General features: G+C 55.8%; 17 protein-coding genes. 12 read left to right on the top strand and 5 right to left on the bottom strand.

Going from position 1 to position 21,802, the window contains the following annotated elements:
* Nucleotides 1–38: 38 nt before the first annotated feature.
* Complete coding sequence (gene mrcA / locus JT31_RS13655) at nt 39–2,591, top strand: peptidoglycan glycosyltransferase/peptidoglycan DD-transpeptidase MrcA (RefSeq protein WP_038478070.1); 2,553 nt, start codon at nt 39–41, stop codon at nt 2,589–2,591.
* A 214-nt stretch (nt 2,592–2,805) separates the two neighbouring features.
* Here mrcA and nudE read toward each other — a convergent pair whose 3' ends face one another.
* The gene (nudE, locus tag JT31_RS13650) at nt 2,806–3,366 is read right to left on the bottom strand and encodes an ADP compounds hydrolase NudE (RefSeq protein WP_038478068.1); all 561 of its coding nucleotides are present in this window, start codon (nt 3,364–3,366) and stop codon (nt 2,806–2,808) included.
* A 335-nt stretch (nt 3,367–3,701) separates the two neighbouring features.
* Between nudE and JT31_RS13645 the strand changes: the two genes are divergently transcribed.
* The 4 genes from JT31_RS13645 to hslO all read left to right on the top strand — a co-directional run bounded on the left by JT31_RS13645 (nt 3,702) and on the right by hslO (nt 7,901).
* Complete coding sequence (locus JT31_RS13645; RefSeq protein WP_038478065.1) at nt 3,702–5,837, top strand: intracellular growth attenuator family protein; 2,136 nt, start codon at nt 3,702–3,704, stop codon at nt 5,835–5,837.
* Between the two features lie 75 nt (nt 5,838–5,912).
* Nucleotides 5,913–6,584, top strand: a complete 672-nt coding sequence (gene yrfG, locus JT31_RS13640) for a GMP/IMP nucleotidase (RefSeq protein WP_038478062.1) — start codon at nt 5,913–5,915, stop codon at nt 6,582–6,584.
* Nucleotides 6,585–6,593: 9 nt separating this feature from the next.
* Nucleotides 6,594–6,995, top strand: a complete 402-nt coding sequence (hslR, locus tag JT31_RS13635; protein WP_038478059.1) for a ribosome-associated heat shock protein Hsp15 — start codon at nt 6,594–6,596, stop codon at nt 6,993–6,995.
* A gap of 27 nt (nt 6,996–7,022) precedes the next feature.
* Complete coding sequence (gene hslO / locus JT31_RS13630; RefSeq protein WP_081948229.1) at nt 7,023–7,901, top strand: Hsp33 family molecular chaperone HslO; 879 nt, start codon at nt 7,023–7,025, stop codon at nt 7,899–7,901.
* Nucleotides 7,902–7,936: 35 nt separating this feature from the next.
* Here the strand turns inward: hslO and JT31_RS13625 are convergent, their stop codons facing one another.
* On the bottom strand, nt 7,937–9,685 hold the full coding sequence (locus tag JT31_RS13625) for a DUF4153 domain-containing protein (RefSeq protein WP_038478053.1): 1,749 nt from the start codon (nt 9,683–9,685) through the stop codon (nt 7,937–7,939).
* Nucleotides 9,686–10,008: 323 nt separating this feature from the next.
* On the opposite strand from JT31_RS13625, the gene pckA reads away from it, so the two are divergent.
* Entirely contained in the window at nt 10,009–11,628 is a 1,620-nt protein-coding gene (pckA, locus tag JT31_RS13615) for a phosphoenolpyruvate carboxykinase (ATP) (RefSeq protein ID WP_038478047.1), read from the top strand.
* A gap of 67 nt (nt 11,629–11,695) precedes the next feature.
* Here the strand turns inward: pckA and envZ are convergent, their stop codons facing one another.
* A complete protein-coding gene (gene envZ, locus JT31_RS13610) occupies nt 11,696–13,045 on the bottom strand; it encodes a two-component system sensor histidine kinase EnvZ (RefSeq protein ID WP_038478045.1) in 1,350 nt (449 codons plus the stop codon).
* On the bottom strand, nt 13,042–13,761 hold the full coding sequence (gene ompR / locus JT31_RS13605; protein WP_001157751.1) for a two-component system response regulator OmpR: 720 nt from the start codon (nt 13,759–13,761) through the stop codon (nt 13,042–13,044). Before ompR ends, envZ begins: the two co-directional genes overlap by 4 nt.
* A 238-nt stretch (nt 13,762–13,999) precedes the next feature.
* Here ompR and greB point away from each other — a divergent pair, with 238 nt between their 5' ends.
* From greB to feoC, 5 genes are all read left to right on the top strand, one after another.
* Nucleotides 14,000–14,479 carry a transcription elongation factor GreB gene (gene greB, locus JT31_RS13600; protein ID WP_038478036.1) on the top strand — a complete coding sequence of 160 codons (480 nt, stop codon included), beginning with the start codon at nt 14,000–14,002 and terminating at the stop codon, nt 14,477–14,479.
* 111 nt (nt 14,480–14,590) lie between these two features.
* Nucleotides 14,591–16,924 carry a Tex family protein gene (locus JT31_RS13595; protein WP_038478033.1) on the top strand — a complete coding sequence of 778 codons (2,334 nt, stop codon included), beginning with the start codon at nt 14,591–14,593 and terminating at the stop codon, nt 16,922–16,924.
* A gap of 450 nt (nt 16,925–17,374) precedes the next feature.
* Nucleotides 17,375–17,599 carry a ferrous iron transporter A gene (gene feoA, locus JT31_RS13590; RefSeq protein ID WP_038478030.1) on the top strand — a complete coding sequence of 75 codons (225 nt, stop codon included), beginning with the start codon at nt 17,375–17,377 and terminating at the stop codon, nt 17,597–17,599.
* A 52-nt stretch (nt 17,600–17,651) separates the two neighbouring features.
* The gene (feoB, locus tag JT31_RS13585) at nt 17,652–19,967 is read left to right on the top strand and encodes a Fe(2+) transporter permease subunit FeoB (protein WP_038478027.1); all 2,316 of its coding nucleotides are present in this window, start codon (nt 17,652–17,654) and stop codon (nt 19,965–19,967) included.
* Between the two features lie 9 nt (nt 19,968–19,976).
* Complete coding sequence (gene feoC / locus JT31_RS13580) at nt 19,977–20,213, top strand: [Fe-S]-dependent transcriptional repressor FeoC (RefSeq protein WP_038478024.1); 237 nt, start codon at nt 19,977–19,979, stop codon at nt 20,211–20,213.
* Between the two features lie 42 nt (nt 20,214–20,255).
* Here feoC and bioH read toward each other — a convergent pair whose 3' ends face one another.
* A complete protein-coding gene (gene bioH / locus JT31_RS13575) occupies nt 20,256–21,029 on the bottom strand; it encodes a pimeloyl-ACP methyl ester esterase BioH (protein ID WP_038478019.1) in 774 nt (257 codons plus the stop codon).
* 38 nt (nt 21,030–21,067) lie between these two features.
* Between bioH and gntX the strand changes: the two genes are divergently transcribed.
* Nucleotides 21,068–21,751, top strand: coding sequence for a DNA utilization protein GntX (gntX, locus tag JT31_RS13570; protein WP_038478016.1), 684 nt, complete (start codon nt 21,068–21,070; stop codon nt 21,749–21,751).
* Nucleotides 21,752–21,802 lie beyond the last annotated feature (51 nt).

Raw genomic sequence — 21,802 nt, 5'->3', positions numbered from 1 at the left:
TAGAAACTGCCCAATTGAAACCTAATGGGAAATTTAAGGTGAAGTTCGTAAAGTACTTATTAATCCTTGCAGTCTGTTGCGTTCTGCTGGGAGCCGGCTCGATTTACGGCTTATACAAATACATTGAGCCCCAGCTTCCGGACGTTGCGACCCTAAGAGACGTGCGGCTGCAGATTCCAATGCAGGTTTACAGCGCTGACGGCGAGCTCATTGCTCAGTACGGCGAGAAACGCCGTATTCCGCTGACCCTGAACCAAATTCCGCCGGTGATGGTAAAAGCGTTTATCGCGACCGAAGACAGCCGATTTTACGAGCACCACGGCGTTGACCCAGTGGGTATCTTCCGTGCAGCAAGCGTGGCGCTGTTCTCTGGCCATGCTTCTCAGGGTGCAAGCACCATTACACAGCAGCTGGCACGTAACTTCTTCCTGAGCCCGGAACGCACCCTGATGCGTAAAATCAAGGAGGCTTTCCTTGCCGTACGCATCGAGCAGATGCTGAGCAAAGATGAAATCCTTGAGCTTTACCTGAACAAAATCTACCTCGGCTACCGCGCCTATGGCGTCGGCGCTGCCGCCCAGGTCTATTTTGGTAAAACGGTCGATCAGCTGACCCTGAGCGAGATTGCGGTGATTGCCGGGCTGCCTAAAGCCCCGTCAACCTTTAACCCGCTCTATTCCATGGACCGTTCAACCTCACGCCGCAACGTGGTGCTGTCGCGTATGCTGAGCGAAGGCTATATCAGCCAGAGCCAGTATGACGAAGCGCGCAGTCAGCCTATCGACGCCAGCTACCACACGCCTGAAATCGCCTTCTCCGCGCCTTATCTGTCAGAGCTGGTGCGCCAGGACATGGTCAGCCGCTACGGCGACAAAGCCTACGAAGACGGCTACAAGGTCTACACCACCCTCAGCCGCAAGATTCAGCAGGGTGCGCAAGACGCCGTTCGCAATAACGTCATGGCCTACGATATGCGCCACGGCTACCGCGGCCCGTCAAACGTGCTGTGGAAAGTGGGCGAAAGTGCCTGGAACGAGAAAAAAATCGTCGACTCGCTGAAAAACCTGCCGGTTTATGGCCCGCTGCTCCCGGCAGTGATCACTCGCGCAGCGTCTGAAGAGGCGACGGCGATGCTGGCAGACGGCAGCTCCGTTTCGCTTGGCATGCCCGGCATGCGTTGGGCTCGCCCATATCGCTCAGATACCGCCCAAGGCGCTACGCCACGCAAGGTGACCGACGTGGTTCAGGCAGGCCAGCAGATTTGGGTTCGAAAAGTGGATGATGCATGGTGGCTTGGCCAGGTGCCTGACGTGAACTCCGCGCTGGTCTCGCTCAATCCACACGACGGTGCCGTCCTGGCCTTGGTTGGTGGCTTCGACTTTAACCAAAGCAAATTTAACCGTGCCACCCAGGCGCTGCGTCAGGTAGGTTCAAACATCAAACCTTTCCTGTACACCGCGGCAATGGATAAAGGCCTGACGCTGGCAAGCATCCTTAACGACGTGCCTATTTCGCGTTGGGATGCCGGGGCAGGATCCGACTGGCGGCCGAAAAACTCACCGGCACAATATGCCGGGCCAATTCGCCTGCGCCAGGGCCTTGGTGAGTCCAAGAACGTTGTGATGGTACGAGCGATGCGAGCGATGGGCGTAGATTACGCCGCTGAGTATCTGCAGCGCTTTGGTTTCCCGGCCGCGAACATCGTTCATACCGAATCACTGGCTTTGGGCTCCGCGTCATTTACGCCAATGCAGGTGGCGCGCGGCTACTCGGTTATGGCTAACGGCGGCTTCCTGGTCGACCCTTACTACATCACCAAAATCGTTGACGACACCGGCAACACAGTGTTCGAAGTGAAACCTAAAGTCGCCTGCGCAAGCTGCGATATTCCGGTTATCTACGGCGACACGGCGAAATCAACGGTGCTGGAAAATCAGGACGTAGAAGACGTGGCGGTCTCGCAGGCGCCACAAAACAGCAGCGTTCCAATGCCGCAGCTTGAACAGGCTAACAGCTCTCTGGTTGCTAAGGCGCAGGCTGAGGAATACGCCCCGCACGTGATCAACACGCCGCTGTCGTTCCTGATCAAAAGCGCGCTGAACAGCAACATTTACGGTGAACCGGGCTGGCAGGGAACCGGCTGGCGTGCGGGTCGGGATTTGAAACGTCGTGATATCGGCGGCAAAACCGGGACCACCAACAGTTCTAAAGACGCATGGTTCTCCGGCTATGGCCCCGGCGTCGTAACGTCAGTCTGGATTGGCTTTGACGATCACCGTCGTGACCTTGGCCGCACCACCGCATCTGGCGCAATCAAAGACCAGATCTCCGGCTACGAAGGCGGCGCGAAGAGCGCTCAGCCAGCCTGGGATGATTTCATGAAAATTGCGCTGGCAGGGGTACCGGAAGAGACATTGACGCCGCCACCGGGCATCGTCACCGTGAATATCGACCGCAGTACCGGCCAGCTGGCCAACGGCGGCAACAGTCGTGAAGAGTACTTCATTGAGGGCACGCAGCCTACGCAGCAGGCCGTACATGAGGTCGGCACCACGATTATCGATAACGGGGAAACGCACGAGCTGTTCTAATCCTGTGCAAAATAGCAAAGGGCCGCATCGCGGCCCTTTGAAACTAACGGCAAAGTCCATTGTTCTCAAAAAATTTCCACTCCGACGTAATAAAAACAATGGATTATATTCTCTGGTTTACCCCAAACAGTCGAAAACCACGTTTTTCGGCTGTTTGTCATCAATATGAAAGGGCCGCATAGAGCGGCCCTTTTTAATTCTTTTGCAGTTTGGCTTACAGCCTGCCCTGCTGTCTTAACCATTCCCGAACAAGGAAAAGCGCACTGACGTTACGCGCCTCGCTGAAATCATCTTCATTCAGCAAATCCATCATCTTGTCCAGCGACCATCGCTCCTGCGGCAGCTCTTCCGGCTCGTCCCCTTCCAACGACTCGGGATACAGATCCTCTGCAATCACGATGTTCATTTTGCTGGAAAAATAGGACGGGGCCATCGTCAGTTTTTTCAAAAACGTGAGCTGGTTTGCCCCAAAGCCAACCTCTTCCTTCAGCTCGCGGTTGGCGGCCTCGAACACGGTTTCACCGGGGTCAATCAGCCCTTTGGAGAAGCCCAGTTCATAGGATTCTGTGCCGACGGCGTATTCACGGATTAGGATCAGGTGGTTATCAACAATAGGGACAATCATCACCGCCTCGCGGGAAGAAGGTTTCATCCGTTCATAGACGCGACGAACGCCATTGCTGAACTCCAGGTCCACCGTTTCGACATTAAACAACCGCGAACGCGCCACGGTTTCGACATGTAAAATCGTTGGTTTTTTTAGTGATTTGCTCATGTGGCCGGGATCAACAGTGAAAGAGGTAACTTATTGTGCGGCATGCCGCACATATCGTGCAACGAGCATTGGCTATTATTTACATTTTTGTAACGTATGTTTTTCCAAAACACGTAATGCGCCCCCCTGTCAAGACGGGTAGTATTGAATAGGAATTTACTTGTATTTCAGTCGAAGTCGCTTTGCTAACATTGTGTTACTGCAGGTTGGTCGCCCTAAAAAAAGCTCAAGTTTGTGCCTTTACCTGCCGATAATGACTTCTGATCTCTAAAATTTTTGAAAGGCCGACCTTTTGCCGAGCTTGATGAAAAAGACGATTGTTTGATGGGGAAAGCATGAGCACCTTATTATTTCTGTTAGCTGCTATGCTGGCCTGCACGCTGATTGCCGGATGGCTAATTTGGCGAAGCCTGCGGCTGCGAGCCCGGGTTTCGCACGATCGTTCATTCTCCGGTTCAACAACGCGCAAGCTGACTCCGGAAGAACGCGTAGCCGTCGAAAATTATCTCGAGCGCTATTCACGCTCTCAGGAGCTGATCGGCCCTTCTGGCGCAAGCAATCCGCTGCCCAAGCTGACGCTGACGGCGCAAAGCAATACGGTTATTTCTCTGACCCGGTCGATAACCCGCTACGGCCTCTCTGCCGATGACGCCAATAAATGGCGCTATTACCTCGATTCTGTTGAAGTCCATCTGCCGCCTTTCTGGGAACAGTTCATCACCAACGATAACGACGTGGAGCTTATCCGCACGAGCAGCATCCCGCTGGTGATTTCGCTCAACGGTAATACCCTACAAAACGATACGCTGGACACGCAGCAGTACGCCATCGAGGGTTATTCCGGCACCCAGGCGTCGATCCGTGGTGAAGAAAGTGAACAGATAGAGCTGCTGAATATCCGCCAGGAAACGCAGGAAGAATATTCCCTGAGCCGCCCGGACGGCGTGCGCGAAGCGGCGCTTATCTGCATCGCGTTTATCATGCTCTTCCTGAGCCTGGTTACGCCTCCGGTGTTTCTGCCATGGCTGCTTGGCGGTGCCGTTCTGCTGATTGCCGCCGGGCTGTGGGGGCTTTTTGCGCCGCCGGCAAAAACGGCATTGCGCGAAATCCACTGCCTGCGCGGCACGCCTAAGCGCTGGGGGCTGTTCGGCGAATCAAACCAGGAGCAGATGAACAATATCTCGCTCGGCATTATCGACCTGATTTATCCGCCGCACTGGCAGCCGTTTGTGACCCAGGACCTGGGCCAGAAAACCGACATTGATATCTATCTCGACCGCCATGTGGTGCGCCAGGGTCGTTTCCTTTCGCTGCATGACGAAGTGCGTAACTTCCCGCTTCAGCACTGGGTGCGTAACCTGTTAATTTCCGCCGGTGCGCTGCTTGTCCTGCTGATGATGACTATTTGGGTTCCGCTGGAAATGCCCATCAAACTTAGCGCCTCGTGGCTAAAAGGGGCTCAGTCCATCGAAGCGAGCAGCGTACAGGACCTCGCAAAGTACAAGCTGCAGGTGGGCGATACCCTAAGAGTGAAGGGAACAGGGATGTGTAATATTCACACCCCCGGCAGCTATAACGCTCGCCAAAGCTTCCCGTTCACGCCGTTCGACTGCTCACAAATAATCTGGAATACCGCTCGCCCTCTGCCGCTGCCGGAGTCTGAAATCATGGACAAAGCGGTAGCCCTGACCAGGGCAGTCAGCGGGCAACTGCATCCTCAGGGGGGTGAGGGCGACAGTAAAGTGAACCCGCAGCTGGCCGATGCCATCCAGAAATCAGGCATGGTTTTGCTGGATGATTTTGCCGGGATTGTGAAAAAAACTCAGGCGCTGTGTACCGCAGAAGAAGAGTGCGTTCGCCTTAAAAATGCCCTGGTGAACCTGGGCAATACCAAAGACTGGGATTCGCTCATCAAACGTGCCGATTCAGGAAAACTGACCGGGGTAAATGTCCTGCTACGGCCGGTTAGCGCCGAGTCGCTGGATAACCTCGTGGCCACCTCAACCGCACCTTTCTTTATTCGTGAAACCGCGCGCGCCGCACAGTCGCTGAACAGCCCAGCCCCCGGAGGCTATGTCATTATCAATGATGAAGGCGGCGATCTCGTGGATCAGCCGCTGCCGCCAATGTCGCTGTATGACTTCCCGGCTCAGGAGCAGTGGACCGAATTCCAGCGGCTGGCAGAAATGCTGCTGCAAACGCCGTTCCACGCCGAAGGGATCATTACCGGTATTTATACCGACGCCAACGGAACCCAGCACGTCACGCTGCACCGAATCTCCGATACGCATAGCCTGTGGAGCTACATCAGCATTTCTCTGATGCTCATTGCGATGCTGGTCTGTGCTGCGATAAACGGCGTTCTGGCCGTCATCCGCTATCGTCGTGCCAGCACGAGGCTGGCCGAAATTCAGCGTTACTACGACAGCTGCCTCAATCCCACGCTGACCCCGCCTTCACCGCTGAGGTAGCCGTTACGGGTAAACTTTGCGTACCGGGTTGTGCTACCCTGGTACGCTATTTTTCCCTCAATCGAGACTAAAGCTATGTCTGGTGCTATCGCCTGGCAGGACGTTGACACCCTGCTGCTGGATATGGACGGGACCCTGTTGGACCTGGCCTTTGATAACCATTTCTGGAAAAAGCTGGTACCGGAAACCATTAGCCTCCAGCGCGGCATTCCGCTGCAGGAAGCACATCAACTGATTTCTCGCGAATACCACGCCGTGCAGCATACGCTAAACTGGTACTGTCTCGATTACTGGAGCGAGCGCCTCGGGCTGGATATCTGTGCGATGACCACCGAGCAGGGGCCAAAAGCCGCGCTACGTGAAGATACTGTGCCGTTTCTTGAGGCAGCAAAAGCCAGCGGCAAGCGCCGTATTCTGCTCACCAACGCGCACCCGCACAATCTGGCGGTGAAGCTTGAACATACGGGTTTGGGTAAGCACCTTGATTTATTGCTTTCTACCCACACATTTGGTTATCCGAAAGAAGATCAGCGTTTATGGCAGGCGGTAGCCGGACATACCGGGTTCAACGCGGCCAGAACGGTATTTATCGACGACAGCGAAGCGATTCTTGATGCCGCAGCGAAGTTTGGCATTCGCTACTGCTTCGGCGTCCTCAACCCGGATTCAGGCGAAGCGGAAAAAACGTTTGAGCGCCACCCTGGCCTTAGCGATTACCGCCGCCTGATCCCGTCGCTTTCCGTTTAAGGAGGCGTAATGAAAGAAAAAGCAGCCGAAGGCGTACGCCTGGATAAATGGCTGTGGGCCGCACGCTTTTACAAAACCCGGGCCATGGCGCGGGAAATGATTGAAGGCGGAAAAGTGCACTACAACGGCCAGCGTAGCAAACCCAGTAAGCTGGTTGAGCTGAACGCGGTTCTCACGCTACGTCAGGGCAATGACGAACGCACCGTTAACGTACTCGCGATTACCGGGCAGCGCAGGCCGGCCACGGAAGCCACTCAGCTTTATGAAGAAACGGCGGAAAGTATCGCCAAGCGGGAAAAAGTGGCGCTGGCACGCAAAATGAACGCGCTAACCATGCCCCACCCCGATCGCCGCCCGGATAAAAAAGAGCGGCGAGATTTGATGAAATTTAAACACGGTGGCGAAGCGTAAATCCGCCTACCAGCAAGAGAGATGACGATGACTCAACACGACCAACTACACCGCTATCTGTTTGAAAACTACGCCGTTCGCGGCGAGCTGGTGACGGTTTCTGAAACCTGGCAGCAGATCATGGAAAATCATGACTACCCGCAGCCAGTCAAAAATATCCTCGGCGAGCTGCTGGTTGCCACCAGCCTGCTGACCGCCACGCTGAAGTTTGACGGTGACATCACCGTTCAGCTTCAGGGCGATGGCCCAATGACGTTGGCCGTGATCAACGGGAACAACAAACAGCAAATGCGCGGCGTAGCTCGCGTCCAGGGTGAGATTCCGGCTGATGCGGCGTTAAAAGACCTGGTCGGCAACGGCTATTTGGTTATCACCATTAGCCCAAGCGAAGGCGAGCGCTATCAGGGCGTGGTCGGGCTGGAGGGGGATACCCTGGCCGCCTGCCTGGAAGATTACTTCATGCGTTCCGAGCAGTTGCCAACTCGCCTGTTTATTCGTACCGGTGAAGTGGAAGGTAAAGCGGCGGCAGGCGGCATGCTGCTGCAGGTTCTCCCGGCGCAAAACGCCGAGACCGACGACTTCAACCATCTGGCCACGCTGACCGAAACTATCAAGGCAGAAGAGCTGCTGACGCTGCCGGCGAACGATGTGTTATGGCGCCTTTACCACGAAGAAGAAGTCACGCTGTACGATCCGCAGGACGTAGAGTTCAAGTGCACCTGCTCCCGCGAACGCTGTGCCGATGCGCTGCGCACGCTGCCGGATGAAGAAATCGACAGCATTCTGGCGGAAGACAACGAAATCGACATGAACTGTGATTACTGCGGCAGCCACTATGTATTTGATTCAATGGACATAGCGGCAATCCGCAACAATGCCTCACCGGCAGATCCACAGGTTCACTAATTAGCTGAAACGCCTCCTAATCGGAGGCGTTTTTTTTAGCGATAATAATCGACTTTGATCCGCTGTCCCTGAACCATCACGTCCTGCCATACCTTAGGTGCGGCCGTGAGCTTGCCTTCGGAAGCCGCCTGCTTTAACGCGGCCATCATCTGGTTTTTATCCAGATCCCGGGCTTGCCCGATATCCTTCCAGCTGTCGCCCATTTTTCCGTAAACCTTGCAGTAGTTCATTTCCGGCTGGCACAGCAGCCATTCATCCTGACCATCACCGTTCAGATCCATCCCGACCAGCAGGCATTTATCCTCATCGTCCAGGCACTCCCGAGCCTGATAGCTTTCGTCTTTTACCATCGCCTGCCACCACGCGTTTTCCGGCACGCGATCTTTATCCGCCAGCACGATGCGCTGACGCAGCGACTCAACGGTAAGTTTCTTCGTCACAGCCCCGCCCGATTTTCTGTCGCTAAGCAGCATTGCGAGCTGCTTTTTACGTTCCGGGCTGGCAACAAATGCCGGATCTTTTTGCAGTTCTCGCATCGCGTCATAGCCACGTCTACCGGACGACTGCAGCATCGTCAGACTCATCTTTTCTGGCTTCAGAACACCGCTATGATAGCGCGCCATCTGGTTATTCACGCTGATGCGGTAAGGGTCTAAAAGTGGGGAATTGACGGCAACTAGCAGGAACAGAGCCAGTAAAAGCACCGCACGATTGATACATCCCGGCTGTAAAACGGCCTCCCGATGCTGACGAATTAACGTTACCGCGTAGCCGAAGGCCCAGACCAGCACCGTCAGAGTGATAAGCGCGGCATAAACACGCGATGGCGTCCAGCCGTACGACGAAACACGTAGCCACAGCGCATAGCTCGCCAGCAGGGCGTAAACAGGAGACAGCAGCAACGTCAGCTTAATCGCCCCGTCCAGCAAGGCTGGATAAGGCCGGGTCTCTCTTTCCGGATGCCAGGCCACCGCGGCGGCGATCATCACCATCAGCGTGAGGGTGTTGAGCAACGCATTGCAGGACACATGCTGTGAAATAGACCCGAGGCCAACCACCGGCAGCGTCGCCAAAAACATCAGCGAGATCAGCGACAGCAGCGGCAAAAGGCCGGTCGCAAAGACGCTGAAGAAGTGTTTTACCGCGTTAATCGCCCGCGTCTGGTCGCGACAAAGCGTCACGGCGAGCGCCGCCGCCGTACAGGTCGCAATCCAGGCAAAGGCCGAAGAACTAAAGAACAGCGTGTCGAAGAAGGTGATATCCACCAGCTTGAATAACCCGGCCCACAGCGCCAGCACGCCCCAGAAAAAGAGCACCAGCAGCCCGGTCAGCAGCAGCGTAATGCCGTTACGCCAGAGCTGGCCGTAAAATGCCTGCCAGCCTCCCCAGCCGCCGCTCGAACGCAGACGTCCCTGCAGCCACGGCAAGGCTAAAAAGAGCATCGCAGCCAGCGAGCACTGGTACCCCAGCACAATATCGTGACGATCCCAACTCTCCAATCCCTGAGTCGTCCAGTTAACCCAGCCGCTCATCAGCGCCACCACCGGCAGCGGGATAAGCGCCAGCCCCCAGAACCGTAGGCCATTAAAACGTACAGCGATAAGCGCCAGCGTCGTTGCGAACACCACGGAAAGAGAACGAAGGTACAGGGCCTGGCTATCTCCCTGCAGCCAGATGACGCTGCCTCGATTTCCCTCGGTGAGGTACAGCACCACGCCTAAAAGAAACCCCACCAGCAAAATGCCCCAGCGGGTTGCCTTTGGTAACGGTTCGGACACGAACATGGTAGTCATCCCTTATTAGCTGATTTTTGACTGAGTGTAACGGCAGGCTGCGACCTGCAAATGACGGTCTTGTTTCATCGCGTTGCGTATGAGAGCGCGTTCATTCACAAAGTTCTCCGTTTTTATCCTAATTGTTAACATATTCGCCATATTTTCCCCGAGAGCCCGTGAATTCCTGCCATACTCTGCCCCCGCTGCGGCATCCCCTAAGCATTTCCCCTGTAAATTTAAGCAGGCGAGTAAATTTATGATAGTGGTCGCGGTTACCCCCCCTAAACAACCCTACAATATCAGGCAGTATAAATTGGCTAAGGAGCAGTGAAATGCGAGTTAAAGGCATAACCCCGCAAGATCTCAAGGCTTATGGCATTCATGACGTCAGCGAAGTCGTCTATAACCCCGATTACGATACCCTCTACCGCGAAGAGCTCGACCCAAAACTGGAAGGTTTTGAGCGCGGCGTGGTCACCACCTTAGGTGCCGTTTCCGTTGATACCGGCATCTTCACCGGCCGCTCTCCAAAAGATAAATACATCGTTCGCGATGACACCACCCGCGACACGCTGTGGTGGTCAGACAACGGAAAAGGCAAAAACGACAATAAACCGCTTTCTGAAGAAACCTGGCACGATCTGAAAGGCCTGGTCACGCAGCAGCTTTCCGGCAAGCGCCTGTTTATCATCGACGCCTTCTGCGGCGCCAACGCCGATACTCGCCTTTCTGTACGCTTTATTACCGAAGTTGCCTGGCAGGCTCACTTCGTTAAGAACATGTTTATTCGCCCCACGGACGAAGAGCTGGAAACCTTTGAGCCTGATTTTGTGGTGATGAACGGCGCTAAATGTACCAACCCGAACTGGAAAGAACAGGGCCTGAACTCCGAAAACTTCGTGGCGTTTAACCTGACCGAACGCATGCAGCTTATCGGCGGCACCTGGTACGGCGGCGAGATGAAAAAAGGCATGTTCTCCATCATGAACTACCTGCTGCCGCTGAAAGGCATCGCTTCCATGCACTGCTCGGCAAACGTCGGTGAAAAAGGTGATGTGGCGGTGTTCTTCGGCCTGTCCGGCACCGGTAAAACAACGCTTTCCACCGACCCAAAACGCCGCCTGATTGGCGACGATGAGCACGGCTGGGACGACGACGGCGTGTTCAACTTCGAAGGCGGCTGCTATGCCAAAACCATTCGCCTGTCGGAAGAAGCAGAGCCGGATATTTATCACGCCATCCGCCGCGATGCGCTGCTGGAAAACGTCACCGTCCGTGCCGACGGCACTATCGACTTTGATGATGCATCCAAAACGGAAAACACCCGCGTTTCCTACCCGATTTACCATATCGACAACATCGTTAAGCCGGTGTCGAAGGCGGGACACGCCACCAAAGTTATCTTCCTGACCGCCGACGCTTTCGGCGTGCTGCCGCCGGTTTCACGCCTCACCGCAAACCAGACGCAGTATCACTTCCTGTCTGGCTTTACCGCTAAACTTGCGGGCACCGAGCGCGGCGTGACCGAGCCAACGCCAACCTTCTCCGCCTGCTTTGGCGCGGCGTTCCTGTCGCTGCACCCAACGCAGTATGCAGAAGTGCTGGTGAAGCGTATGCAGGCTTCCGGGGCGCAGGCTTACCTGGTGAATACCGGCTGGAACGGCACCGGGAAACGCATCTCGATTAAAGATACTCGCGCGATCATCGACGCTATTCTCGACGGCTCGCTGGACGACGCAGAAACCTTTACCCTGCCGATGTTTAACCTCGCGATCCCAACTTCGCTCGCGGGCGTTGATCCCCAGATTCTGGATCCGCGTAACACCTACGCCTCTCCGGAGCAGTGGCAGGAAAAAGCTGAACAGCTGGCGAAGCTGTTTATGGAAAACTTTGAGAAGTACACCGACACCCCAGCAGGTGCGGCACTGGTAGCAGCCGGTCCTAAGCTGTAATCCAGAAAACTAAGGCGAAAAAAAAACGAACCTCTCGGGGTTCGTTTTTTATTGGGCTGACGACAACTCAGCTTTCTCTATGGGCCACAACCCGGGCTATCGGCAACGGTAACCAGGCTCTGATACGCAGCCCGCCGCGCTCGCTTTTCCCGAGATCGAGCATTCCGTTATGATTGTCGATGATTCGCTGCACGATAGCTAAGCCCAGCCCGGTGCCGCTCGTACTGCGGGCGCTGTCGCCACGCACAAACGGCTGGAACAGATGCTGGAGCTGATCGGGCTCAATGCCCGGGCCATCGTCCTCCACCTGGAACCAGGCGCGGTTTAGCTCACTGCCGCTGCTGACTTTGATCCAGCCATTGCCGTAGCGCGCCGCGTTCACCACCATATTCGCCACCGCACGCTTGATAGAGAGCGGGTGAATATTGAGGCGGATCTCGCAGTCCTGCAGGTCAGTGTCGATTTCACGCTCGTAGCCGCTTTCGGCAGCAATCACTTCGCCGAGCACGCTGTTAAGATCTGCCATTTCCAGCGGCATCTCCTGCCCGGTGCGCAGATAGTCGATAAACTGCTCGATAATCGCATTACACTCTTCGATATCTTTGTTGATCGACTCGGCCAGATAGCCGTCTTCCTGCCCCATCATTTCGGTTGCCAGACGAATACGCGTCAGCGGCGTACGCAGGTCATGACTGACGCCCGCCATCAGCAGCGTGCGGTCGTCGGCCAGCTGTTTTACGCCCGCGGCCATGTGGTTAAACGCCCGCGTCACCGACCGCACTTCCGAAGCACCATATTCGCGCAGTGGAGGGGGAATAATTCCTTTACCGACCTGTAGCGCGGCGTGCTCCAGGTCGACCAGCGGTCGGTTTTGTATTCGAATAAAGAGCCACGCGCCGCCTATCGCCAGCAGCATTATTGCCAGCGTGTAGCGGAACAGCGGGGAGAAATCGCCCTGATGAATTTCGGTCAGCGGCACGCGCACCCAGATATTCGGCGACAGCCAGGTCTTCAGCCACACTACCGGCGAGCTTTTATTCACCTCAACGCGCACTTCGGTCGGACCGCCGAGCTGCTGCGCCATTTGCTGGCTCAGAAACTCGTAGTGCTGTGCCCAGCGCAGACCCGCGTCTTCCGCCGCCTCGTTGGAGTAAAGCGAAATACCCAGCTCGCGGTAAATTTCGCGACGAAACGCCGGCGGCACCACAAGTTGGGTGCCGTCTTCGAGCTGCAGTTTGTCGGTCATCAGCATTCTGACTTCGTACGCCAGCACCTTATTAAACTGCTGCAGGCTCGGCAAAATCGCGAAGTTCAGAACGACAAGATAGGTCGTCACCAGGCTGACGAACAGCAAGGTGACGATCAGCAACAGCGTACGGGCAAACGAGCTTCTTGGTGAGAAGCGAACTCGCCTCATGCCTTAGAGCCGTCCGGGACAAAGACGTAGCCCAGGCCCCAAACGGTCTGGATATAACGCGGATGCGCCGGGTCCTCTTCCACCATGCGGCGCAGGCGGGAGATCTGTACGTCGATGGAACGCTCCATCGCGGAGTATTCACGGCCACGGGCCAGGTTCATCAGCTTATCGCGGGAAAGCGGCTCGCGCGGGTGGCTTACCAACGCTTTCAGTACCGCAAACTCGCCGCTGGTTAACGGCATTGGCTCGTCTTCGCGGAACATTTCGCGGGTGCCGAGGTTCAGCTTGAACTTGCCGAACGCGATAACCGCTTCTTCCTGAGAAGGCGCACCCGGCAGTTCGTTGGCCTGGCGACGCAGTACGGCACGAATACGGGCCAGCAGCTCACGCGGGTTAAACGGCTTAGGAATATAGTCATCCGCGCCGATTTCCAGACCGACAATACGGTCAACTTCTTCACCCTTCGCGGTCACCATGATGATCGGCATTGGGTTGCTCTGGCTGCGCAGACGACGGCAAATAGAGAGACCATCCTCGCCCGGCAGCATAAGGTCCAGCACCATCAGGTGGAAGGATTCACGGGTCAGGAGACGATCCATTTGTTCGGCGTTGGCGACGCTGCGAACCTGGAAGCCCTGCTCGGTGAGATAACGCTCTAACAGCGCGCGCAGGCGCATGTCGTCATCGACCACCAGAATTTTATAGTTCTCTTGCATCGTTTGTACTCCCAAAGGCTCGAACAGTTGAGTGTGTATTCTTAAAAAACTGCGCTAATACAACCAGTCAATTCTGGTATACATTCTAGTCGAAATTGTTACAAAGCATATTAAACAGTCGGTTATCAACGTTTTAAATCAAAATTTGGTGACTTGCTTCCCAAAATGCACCGGTTGCATTCTTCATTGAGCATCGGTTTAAATCACACTCTGGTTTTACAGGCTGCAGGGCAAAAAGATGAAAACGCCGTTAATCACCCGTGAAGGCTACGAAAAGCTCAAAAAAGAGCTGGATTACCTGTGGCGTGAAGAACGCCCTGAGGTGACCAAAAAAGTGACCTGGGCCGCCAGCCTTGGCGATCGTAGCGAAAACGCCGACTACCAGTACAACAAAAAACGCCTGCGTGAAATTGACCGCCGGGTTCGCTACATCACTAAATCGCTGGAACGGCTGAAAATTGTCGATTACTCACCGCAGCAGGAAGGCAAAGTCTTCTTTGGCGCGTGGGTCGAAATAGAAAACGACGACGGCGACCTGCTGCGTTTTCGCATCGTCGGCTACGACGAGATCTTTGGCCGCAAGGACTACATTTCTATCGACTCGCCGATGGCGCGAGCGCTGCTCAAAAAAGAGGTGGGCGATTTAGCCGTGGTGCAAACTCCGGCGGGAGAAGCACAGTGGTACGTCAATGAAATTGAGTACCCTAAACCTGAATAATTCGCACAGAACTGTCTGAAACCCAATATCCGGGGGTCGGTGGCTGGCATTTTCGTACCCCGATCCGTATAACTGTTTGCTGAATTTTCCGTACTACACAGATGAAAAGCCATGATGAATGATTCGCTTTGCCGCATTATTGCGGGTGAGCTTCAGGCCAGAAACGAACAGGTAGAAGCTGCCGTTCGCCTGCTGGATGAAGGGAATACCGTGCCGTTTATCGCACGTTATCGTAAGGAAGTCACCGGCGGTCTGGATGACACGCAACTGCGTCAACTGGAGACTCGTCTTAGCTACCTGCGCGAGCTGGAAGAACGCCGCCAGACCATTCTCAAATCCATTGCAGACCAGGGCAAACTGAGCGACGAGCTTGCCGGTGCCATCAACGGCACGCTGAGCAAAACCGAGCTCGAAGACCTTTACCTGCCGTATAAACCCAAGCGCCGTACCCGCGGGCAAATCGCTATCGAAGCAGGCCTTGAGCCGCTGGCTGATTTGCTGTGGAACGAGCCTTCACACGACCCGGAGCAGGAAGCTGCCCGCTTCGTGGACGCCGACAAAGGCGTGGCCGACACCAAAGCCGCGCTGGACGGCGCACGCTACATCCTGATGGAGCGTTTCGCTGAAGACGCCGCGCTGCTGGCCAAAGTCCGCGATTACCTGTGGAAAAATGCGCATCTGGTCTCGGCCGTTGTCAGCGGCAAAGAGGAAGAAGGCGCGAAATTCCGCGACTATTTTGCCCACCACGAAGCGATTGCCACCATTCCTTCCCACCGCGCGCTGGCGATGTTCCGCGGGCGCAACGAAGGCATATTACAGCTGTCGCTGAATGCCGACCCGCAGTTCGATGAGCCACCGCGCGAGAGCTATTGCGAACAGCTGATTATCAACCATCTCAATCTGCGCCTGAACAACGCCCCAGCCGATAGCTGGCGCAAGGCCGTGGTGAGCTGGACCTGGCGCATCAAGGTGCTGATGCATCTTGAAACCGAGCTGATGGGCACCGTGCGCGAACGCGCGGAAGACGAAGCGATTAACGTCTTCGCCCGTAACCTTCATGACCTGCTGATGGCGGCCCCGGCCGGCCTGCGTGCCACGATGGGACTCGATCCAGGCCTGCGTACCGGCGTGAAGGTCGCGGTGGTTGACGCCACCGGCAAGCTGGTTGCCACCGATACCATTTATCCGCATACCGGCCAGGCGGCAAAAGCCGCCGTCGCCGTGGCTGCACTTTGCGAGAAGCACAACGTCGAGCTGGTCGCTATCGGTAACGGTACCGCATCCCGCGAAACCGAGCGCTTCTTCCTGGATGTGCAAAAACAGTTCCCGAAAGTCACCGCACAGAAAGTTATCGTCAGCGAGGCGGGCGCGTCCGTCTACTCTGCTTCCGAACTGGCAGCGCTGGAGTTCCCTGACCTGGACGTTTCTATCCGCGGGGCCGTCTCCATCGCCCGCCGCCTGCAGGATCCGCTGGCCGAGCTGGTGAAAATCGACCCGAAATCTATCGGCGTGGGCCAGTATCAGCACGACGTCAGCCAGACTCAGCTGGCCAGGAAACTGGACGCCGTAGTCGAAGACTGCGTAAACGCCGTTGGCGTGGATCTGAACACGGCTTCCGTGCCGCTGCTAACCCGCGTTGCCGGCCTGACCCGCATGATGGCGCAGAATATCGTCACCTGGCGCGACGAAAACGGCCGCTTCCAGAACCGCCAGCAGCTGCTGAAAGTTAGCCGCCTGGGGCCAAAAGCCTTCGAGCAGTGCGCGGGCTTCCTGCGTATTAACCACGGCGATAACCCTCTGGATGCCTCTACCGTTCACCCGGAAGCCTATCCGGTAGTCGAACGCATCCTGGCCGCAACCCAGCAGGCGCTGCAGAATCTAATGGGCAACAGCAGCGAGCTGCGCGACCTCAAAGCCAGCCAGTTCACCGATGAGCGTTTCGGGGTTCCTACCGTGACGGACATTATTAAAGAGCTGGAAAAGCCGGGCCGCGACCCGCGCCCTGAGTTTAAAACCGCACAGTTTGCCGAAGGCGTGGAAACCATGAACGACCTGACGCCGGACATGGTGCTGGAAGGCGCAGTGACCAACGTCACCAACTTCGGTGCGTTTGTGGATATTGGCGTGCATCAGGACGGGCTGGTTCACATCTCGTCGCTGTCCGACAAGTTCATCGACGATCCGCATAAAGTGGTGAAAGCGGGCGATATTGTGAAGGTCAAAGTGCTTGAGGTTGACCTGCAGCGCAAACGCATCGCCTTAACCATGCGCCTCGACGAACAGCCGGGCGAGAGCGGCAGCCGTCGCGGTAACGGCGGTAACGCCCCTCGCGAGCAAAAAGGCAGACCGGCAGCGCAGCAAAAACCACGCGGGCGTGACAACGCCAGCGGTGGAAATAGCGCCATGATGGATGCCCTGGCTGCGGCAATGGGCAAAAAGCGTTAATTGTCTTTCCTCTCCCTTCGGGGAGAGGATTTATTTTTCACCGCCCCGCCAGAAGCAGAAAAATAACTTAATTTTGATTTAAATCAATTTTCAATATTTATCCTACTAAGAAACCAGTAATTATCACTCCTGTAACATCGTTAATAGTAAAATAACACTCTCGCTTCTTCACGATTAAAGTATCACTATAATTTTCAGTCAATTAATCAAAACATCTCGCAACCCCATAAATAATCCACGCGCCCTAAATGCCCCTTAAATAATAATTTCAGTAAAATTTTGAAAGAAAAATAAATATTGTCGACGTTAACCATTCTCATTATCATTGTGTTGAACGATATTTCTTCTCTTTCTTCCGATGCCGTAATCAGCTTTTATCGTGCGCATAGCTCGCGGATAAAGCCTTCATTCAGTCAGCGTCAATGCAGAGCCCAGCTCTAAGTAGGTCCTATGCAATTCATACCGAATAGCGCGTGGAAAATTACCGGTTTCGCCAATGAAATCAGCCCGGCTTATCGCCAGAAATTATTGTCGCTCGGCATGCTGCCGGGATCTTCATTTAACGTAGTTCGCGTGGCGCCTCTGGGCGATCCTATTCATATCGAAACTCGCCGCGTAAGCCTGGTGCTGCGCAAAAAAGATCTCGCGCTGGTGAATATCGAAGCTGTCGTTTAACGACGGGTGAGCGTACGCGCTTTTTGCAAACTCAACGAAGTCCACGAACAAAATGAAAAACTTAACCATAGGTTTAATCGGCAACCCCAACTCGGGCAAAACCACGCTTTTTAATCAGCTGACGGGTGCCCGCCAGCGCGTGGGAAACTGGGCTGGCGTCACCGTAGAACGCAAAGAAGGTCAGTTTTCCACGCTTGAGCACCAGGTAACGCTGGTTGATTTGCCCGGCACCTATTCGCTCACCACCATTTCGTCGCAGACTTCGCTCGATGAGCAAATTGCCTGTCATTACATCCTCAGCGGCGACGCCGACCTGCTCATTAACGTGGTGGATGCTTCAAACCTTGAGCGCAACCTCTACCTGACGCTGCAGCTGCTCGAACTGGGCATTCCGTGCGTGGTCGCGCTTAATATGCTGGATATCGCCGAAAAGCAGGCCATTCGTATCGACATCGACGCGCTTGCCGCCCGTCTTGGCTGCCCGGTCGTGCCGCTGGTGTCTACCCGCGGGCGCGGCATTGAAAGCCTGAAGCTCGCCATTGACCGCAAACAGCCCAACCAAAAAAGCGAACTGGTCCACTATCCGCAGGTTTTACTGCAAGAGGCGGAAAGCCTGGCCGCGGACATGCCGCAGGAAATGCCGGTTGAACAACGCCGCTGGCTGGCGCTGCAGATGCTGGAAGGTGATATCTACAGCCTCGCTTATGCGGGCAATGCCACAGACAAACTTGACGCTGCCCGCGCGCGCCTCGCAGAAACCGTTGACGATCCTGCCCTGCTGATTGCCGATGCGCGTTACCAGAGCATCGCTTCAGTCTGCGACGCGGTCAGCAACAGCATGACCGCCGAGCCGAACCACCTGACGGTAGCGATGGATAAAATCATTCTCAACCGCTACCTCGGCCTGCCGATCTTTATGCTGGTGATGTACCTGATGTTCCTGCTGGCGATTAACATCGGCGGGGCGCTGCAGCCTATTTTTGACGCCGGCTCGGTGGCGATATTTATTCACGGCATTCAGTGGCTTGGCTATACGCTGCATTTCCCGGACTGGCTGACCATCTTCCTGGCCCAGGGCATCGGCGGCGGGATCAACACCGTGCTGCCTCTGGTGCCACAAATCGGCATGATGTACCTGTTCTTGTCGTTCCTCGAAGACTCCGGCTACATGGCTCGGGCGGCTTTCGTGATGGACCGCCTGATGCAGTCGCTGGGGCTGCCGGGTAAATCGTTTGTGCCGCTGATCGTTGGCTTCGGCTGCAACGTACCTTCGGTAATGGGCGCCCGTACCCTTGACGCTCCGCGCGAAAGGCTGATGACCATCATGATGGCGCCGTTTATGTCCTGCGGCGCACGCCTGGCAATTTTCGCGGTATTTGCCGCCGCATTTTTTGGTCAGCAAGGCGCGCTGGTGGTGTTCTCGCTCTACATCCTCGGCATCGTAATGGCCATTCTTACCGGCCTGATGCTGAAGCACACCATTATGCGCGGCGAAGCTTCACCGTTCGTGATGGAGCTGCCGGTTTACCACGTCCCTCACCTTAAAAGCCTGCTGTTACAGACCTGGCAGCGCCTGAAAGGCTTCGTGCTTCGCGCCGGTAAAGTCATCGTGATTGTGAGTATTTTCATCGGCGCACTGAACAGCTTCTCCTTTAGCGGCAAGCCGGTGGATAACATAAATGACTCCGCCCTTGCCTCCGTCAGCCGGGTGTTGACCCCCCTGCTTAAGCCGATTGGCGTCCACGACGACAACTGGCAGGCCACCGTTGGGCTGTTTACCGGCGCGATGGCAAAAGAAGTGGTCGTCGGTACGCTGAATACCCTTTATACCGCCGAAGATATCCACAACGAGGAGTTTGATGCCGCCAGCTTTAACCTGCTTGATGAGCTGGGTGCCGCCGCCGATGAAACCTGGCAGGGGCTGAAAAACACCTTTAGCCTGAGCGTGCTGGCGAACCCGATTGAGGCCAGTAAAGGCGACGGCGAAATGTCCTCCGGGCCGATGGGCGTGATGAGCAGCAAGTTTGGTAGCGAAGCCGCCTACAGCTATCTCATTTTCGTCCTGCTCTATATTCCGTGCATCTCGGTGATGGGCGCGATTGCCCGCGAATCAAGCCGGGGCTGGATGACATTCTCGGTACTTTGGGGGCTGAACATCGCCTACTCGCTCTCTACGCTGTATTACCAAAGCGTCACCTTCAGCGAACATCCAAGGTTCAGCCTGATCTGTATTTTAGCGGTCGTGTTGTTCAACGTCCTGCTGCTGGGCGGCCTGCGCCGGGCCCGCAGCCGCGTTGATGTCTCACTGCTGGCTACCAGAAAAACGCCGTCATCCTGCTGCCAAAGCAGCGCCGGCGACTGTCACTAAGGAGCGATTATGGCAAGCCTGATTGATATCCGTAACGCCCTGGCGCTTCAGGGCCGCCTGGAAGCGAAACAGATAAGCCAGCAGCTTGCTACGCCCCTGCCGCTGGTGGCCGCGATGCTCGATCGCCTGGAAGCCATGGGCAAAGCAATGCGCATCAGTGAAGACCCGAGCAGTTGCCTGACGGGGAGTTGTAAAAGCTGCCCTGAGGGGAAAAAGTGCGCCCGGGAACTTTGGGCTCTGAGGTAGGAGAGAAGGCGGGCCATCCCCGCCTTTTTTATCGCCCGTCTTTTATGTAAGACGCTGTTCCCACTCCAGCACCGCCTGGCAAAACTCCGCCGGATGCGAGATAAAGGGCGCGTGTGCGGCCTTGTCGAAAATAAGTGAACTGGAGTGCGGCCACAGGACATCAAGCAGGGGAACCACTTTGCGTGGAACCAGCCCGTCCAGCCGGCCATACAGCCGCAAATGAGGTACAACTGATTCTGCAAGACCCGCACGCAGGTCGGCGGTTCTCAGGATCTCAAGACCGCCGTTGAGCACATCCACATCCGGCATTGGCTGTTCCAGAACAATAGATTTAAGCAGGCGAGCATCCTGGCGCGCCGTTTCCGTGCCCAGGGTTTGCAGCGCCAAAAAGCGCTCAACGGTGCGCTGAAAGTCTTCGCTTAGCTGCCGCTGGAACCCGGCCAGCACGTCCGGTTTAATGCCCGGCCATCCTTCTGCGGCGGTAAAACACGGCGAAGAGGCTACCGTCACCAGCGCCTTTACGCGCTCAGGCCTGGCAAGCGCTATCTGGCTAGCCACCAGCCCGCCAAGACTCCAGCCTAACCAGATGGCCCGCTCAGGAGCCTTAGCCAGCACAATGTCAGCCATTTGCTCTAACGTCAGTGAACCAAAACCTTTGCTCCGGCCGTATCCCGGCAGGTCGACCAGGTGCAGCCGAAAATGCGAGCCAAGTTCGGCTTCTATGTTGTGCCATACCCCGGCATTCAGCCCCCATCCGTGCAGCAGCACAAGATCGTTATTCCCTTCACCTTTTGTTTGCCACCACAGGTCGCTCATCGGTTACCGTTCTCATTTTCATCAGCAAGGAGAACGCTATGCTAACAATCCCTGGCCGCTGTTGGCTATGCCAGTTACCGCTTGCCTGCCCAGGCTGGGGGGTTTGCTCATGCTGCACCGCTTCGCTCGTTCAGCCACAGGCCTGCTGCCCACAGTGCGGTTTGCCGGCCCTGAGCGGGAGTTTGCCCTGCGGTCGCTGCCTGCAACGAATGCCCGAGTGGGACGCAATAACCTACGTGACCGACTATCTGCCGCCGCTAAGCACAGTGATTCATCACCTGAAATTTACCGGTACGCCCTCGCTCGCCCCGGCTTTGGCACGCCTGCTGCTGCTGCGCATTTTAGCATCCAGGCGAAAGGGACGTATTCAACTGCCCGATAGCGTGCTGAGCGTGCCTTTACATCACGCCAGAGCGTGGCGGCGGGGCTACAACCAAAGCGCACTTATTGCTACCCCACTGGCTCGCTGGCTGGGTTGCGATTATTTCCCTTTTGCCATCAAACGCATACGTTCTTCACCGGCGCAGCACACGCTAACGGCCAAAGAGCGAAAGAGGAATTTGAAAGGCATCTTTAGGGTTGAAATCCCGGTGGCGGGTCGCCATATGGCTATTGTGGATGATGTCGTGACGACGGGTAGTACTGTTGCGGAGATAGCGCGATTGCTGAAAAAGCAGGGCGCGGCGACTGTCCAGGTATGGTGCCTGTGTCGAACCTTGTAGACCCTCGACGATGGGCGTATTATAACCGACTAAAATAGTCAACTATTGAGC

Origin of the sequence: Cedecea neteri, from assembly GCF_000757825.1 — a bacterium.
GTDB lineage: Bacteria > Pseudomonadota > Gammaproteobacteria > Enterobacterales > Enterobacteriaceae > Cedecea > Cedecea selenatireducens.
Note: the sequence above shows the minus strand (reverse complement) of the source record. Positions and strands in the feature narration are given on the sequence as shown.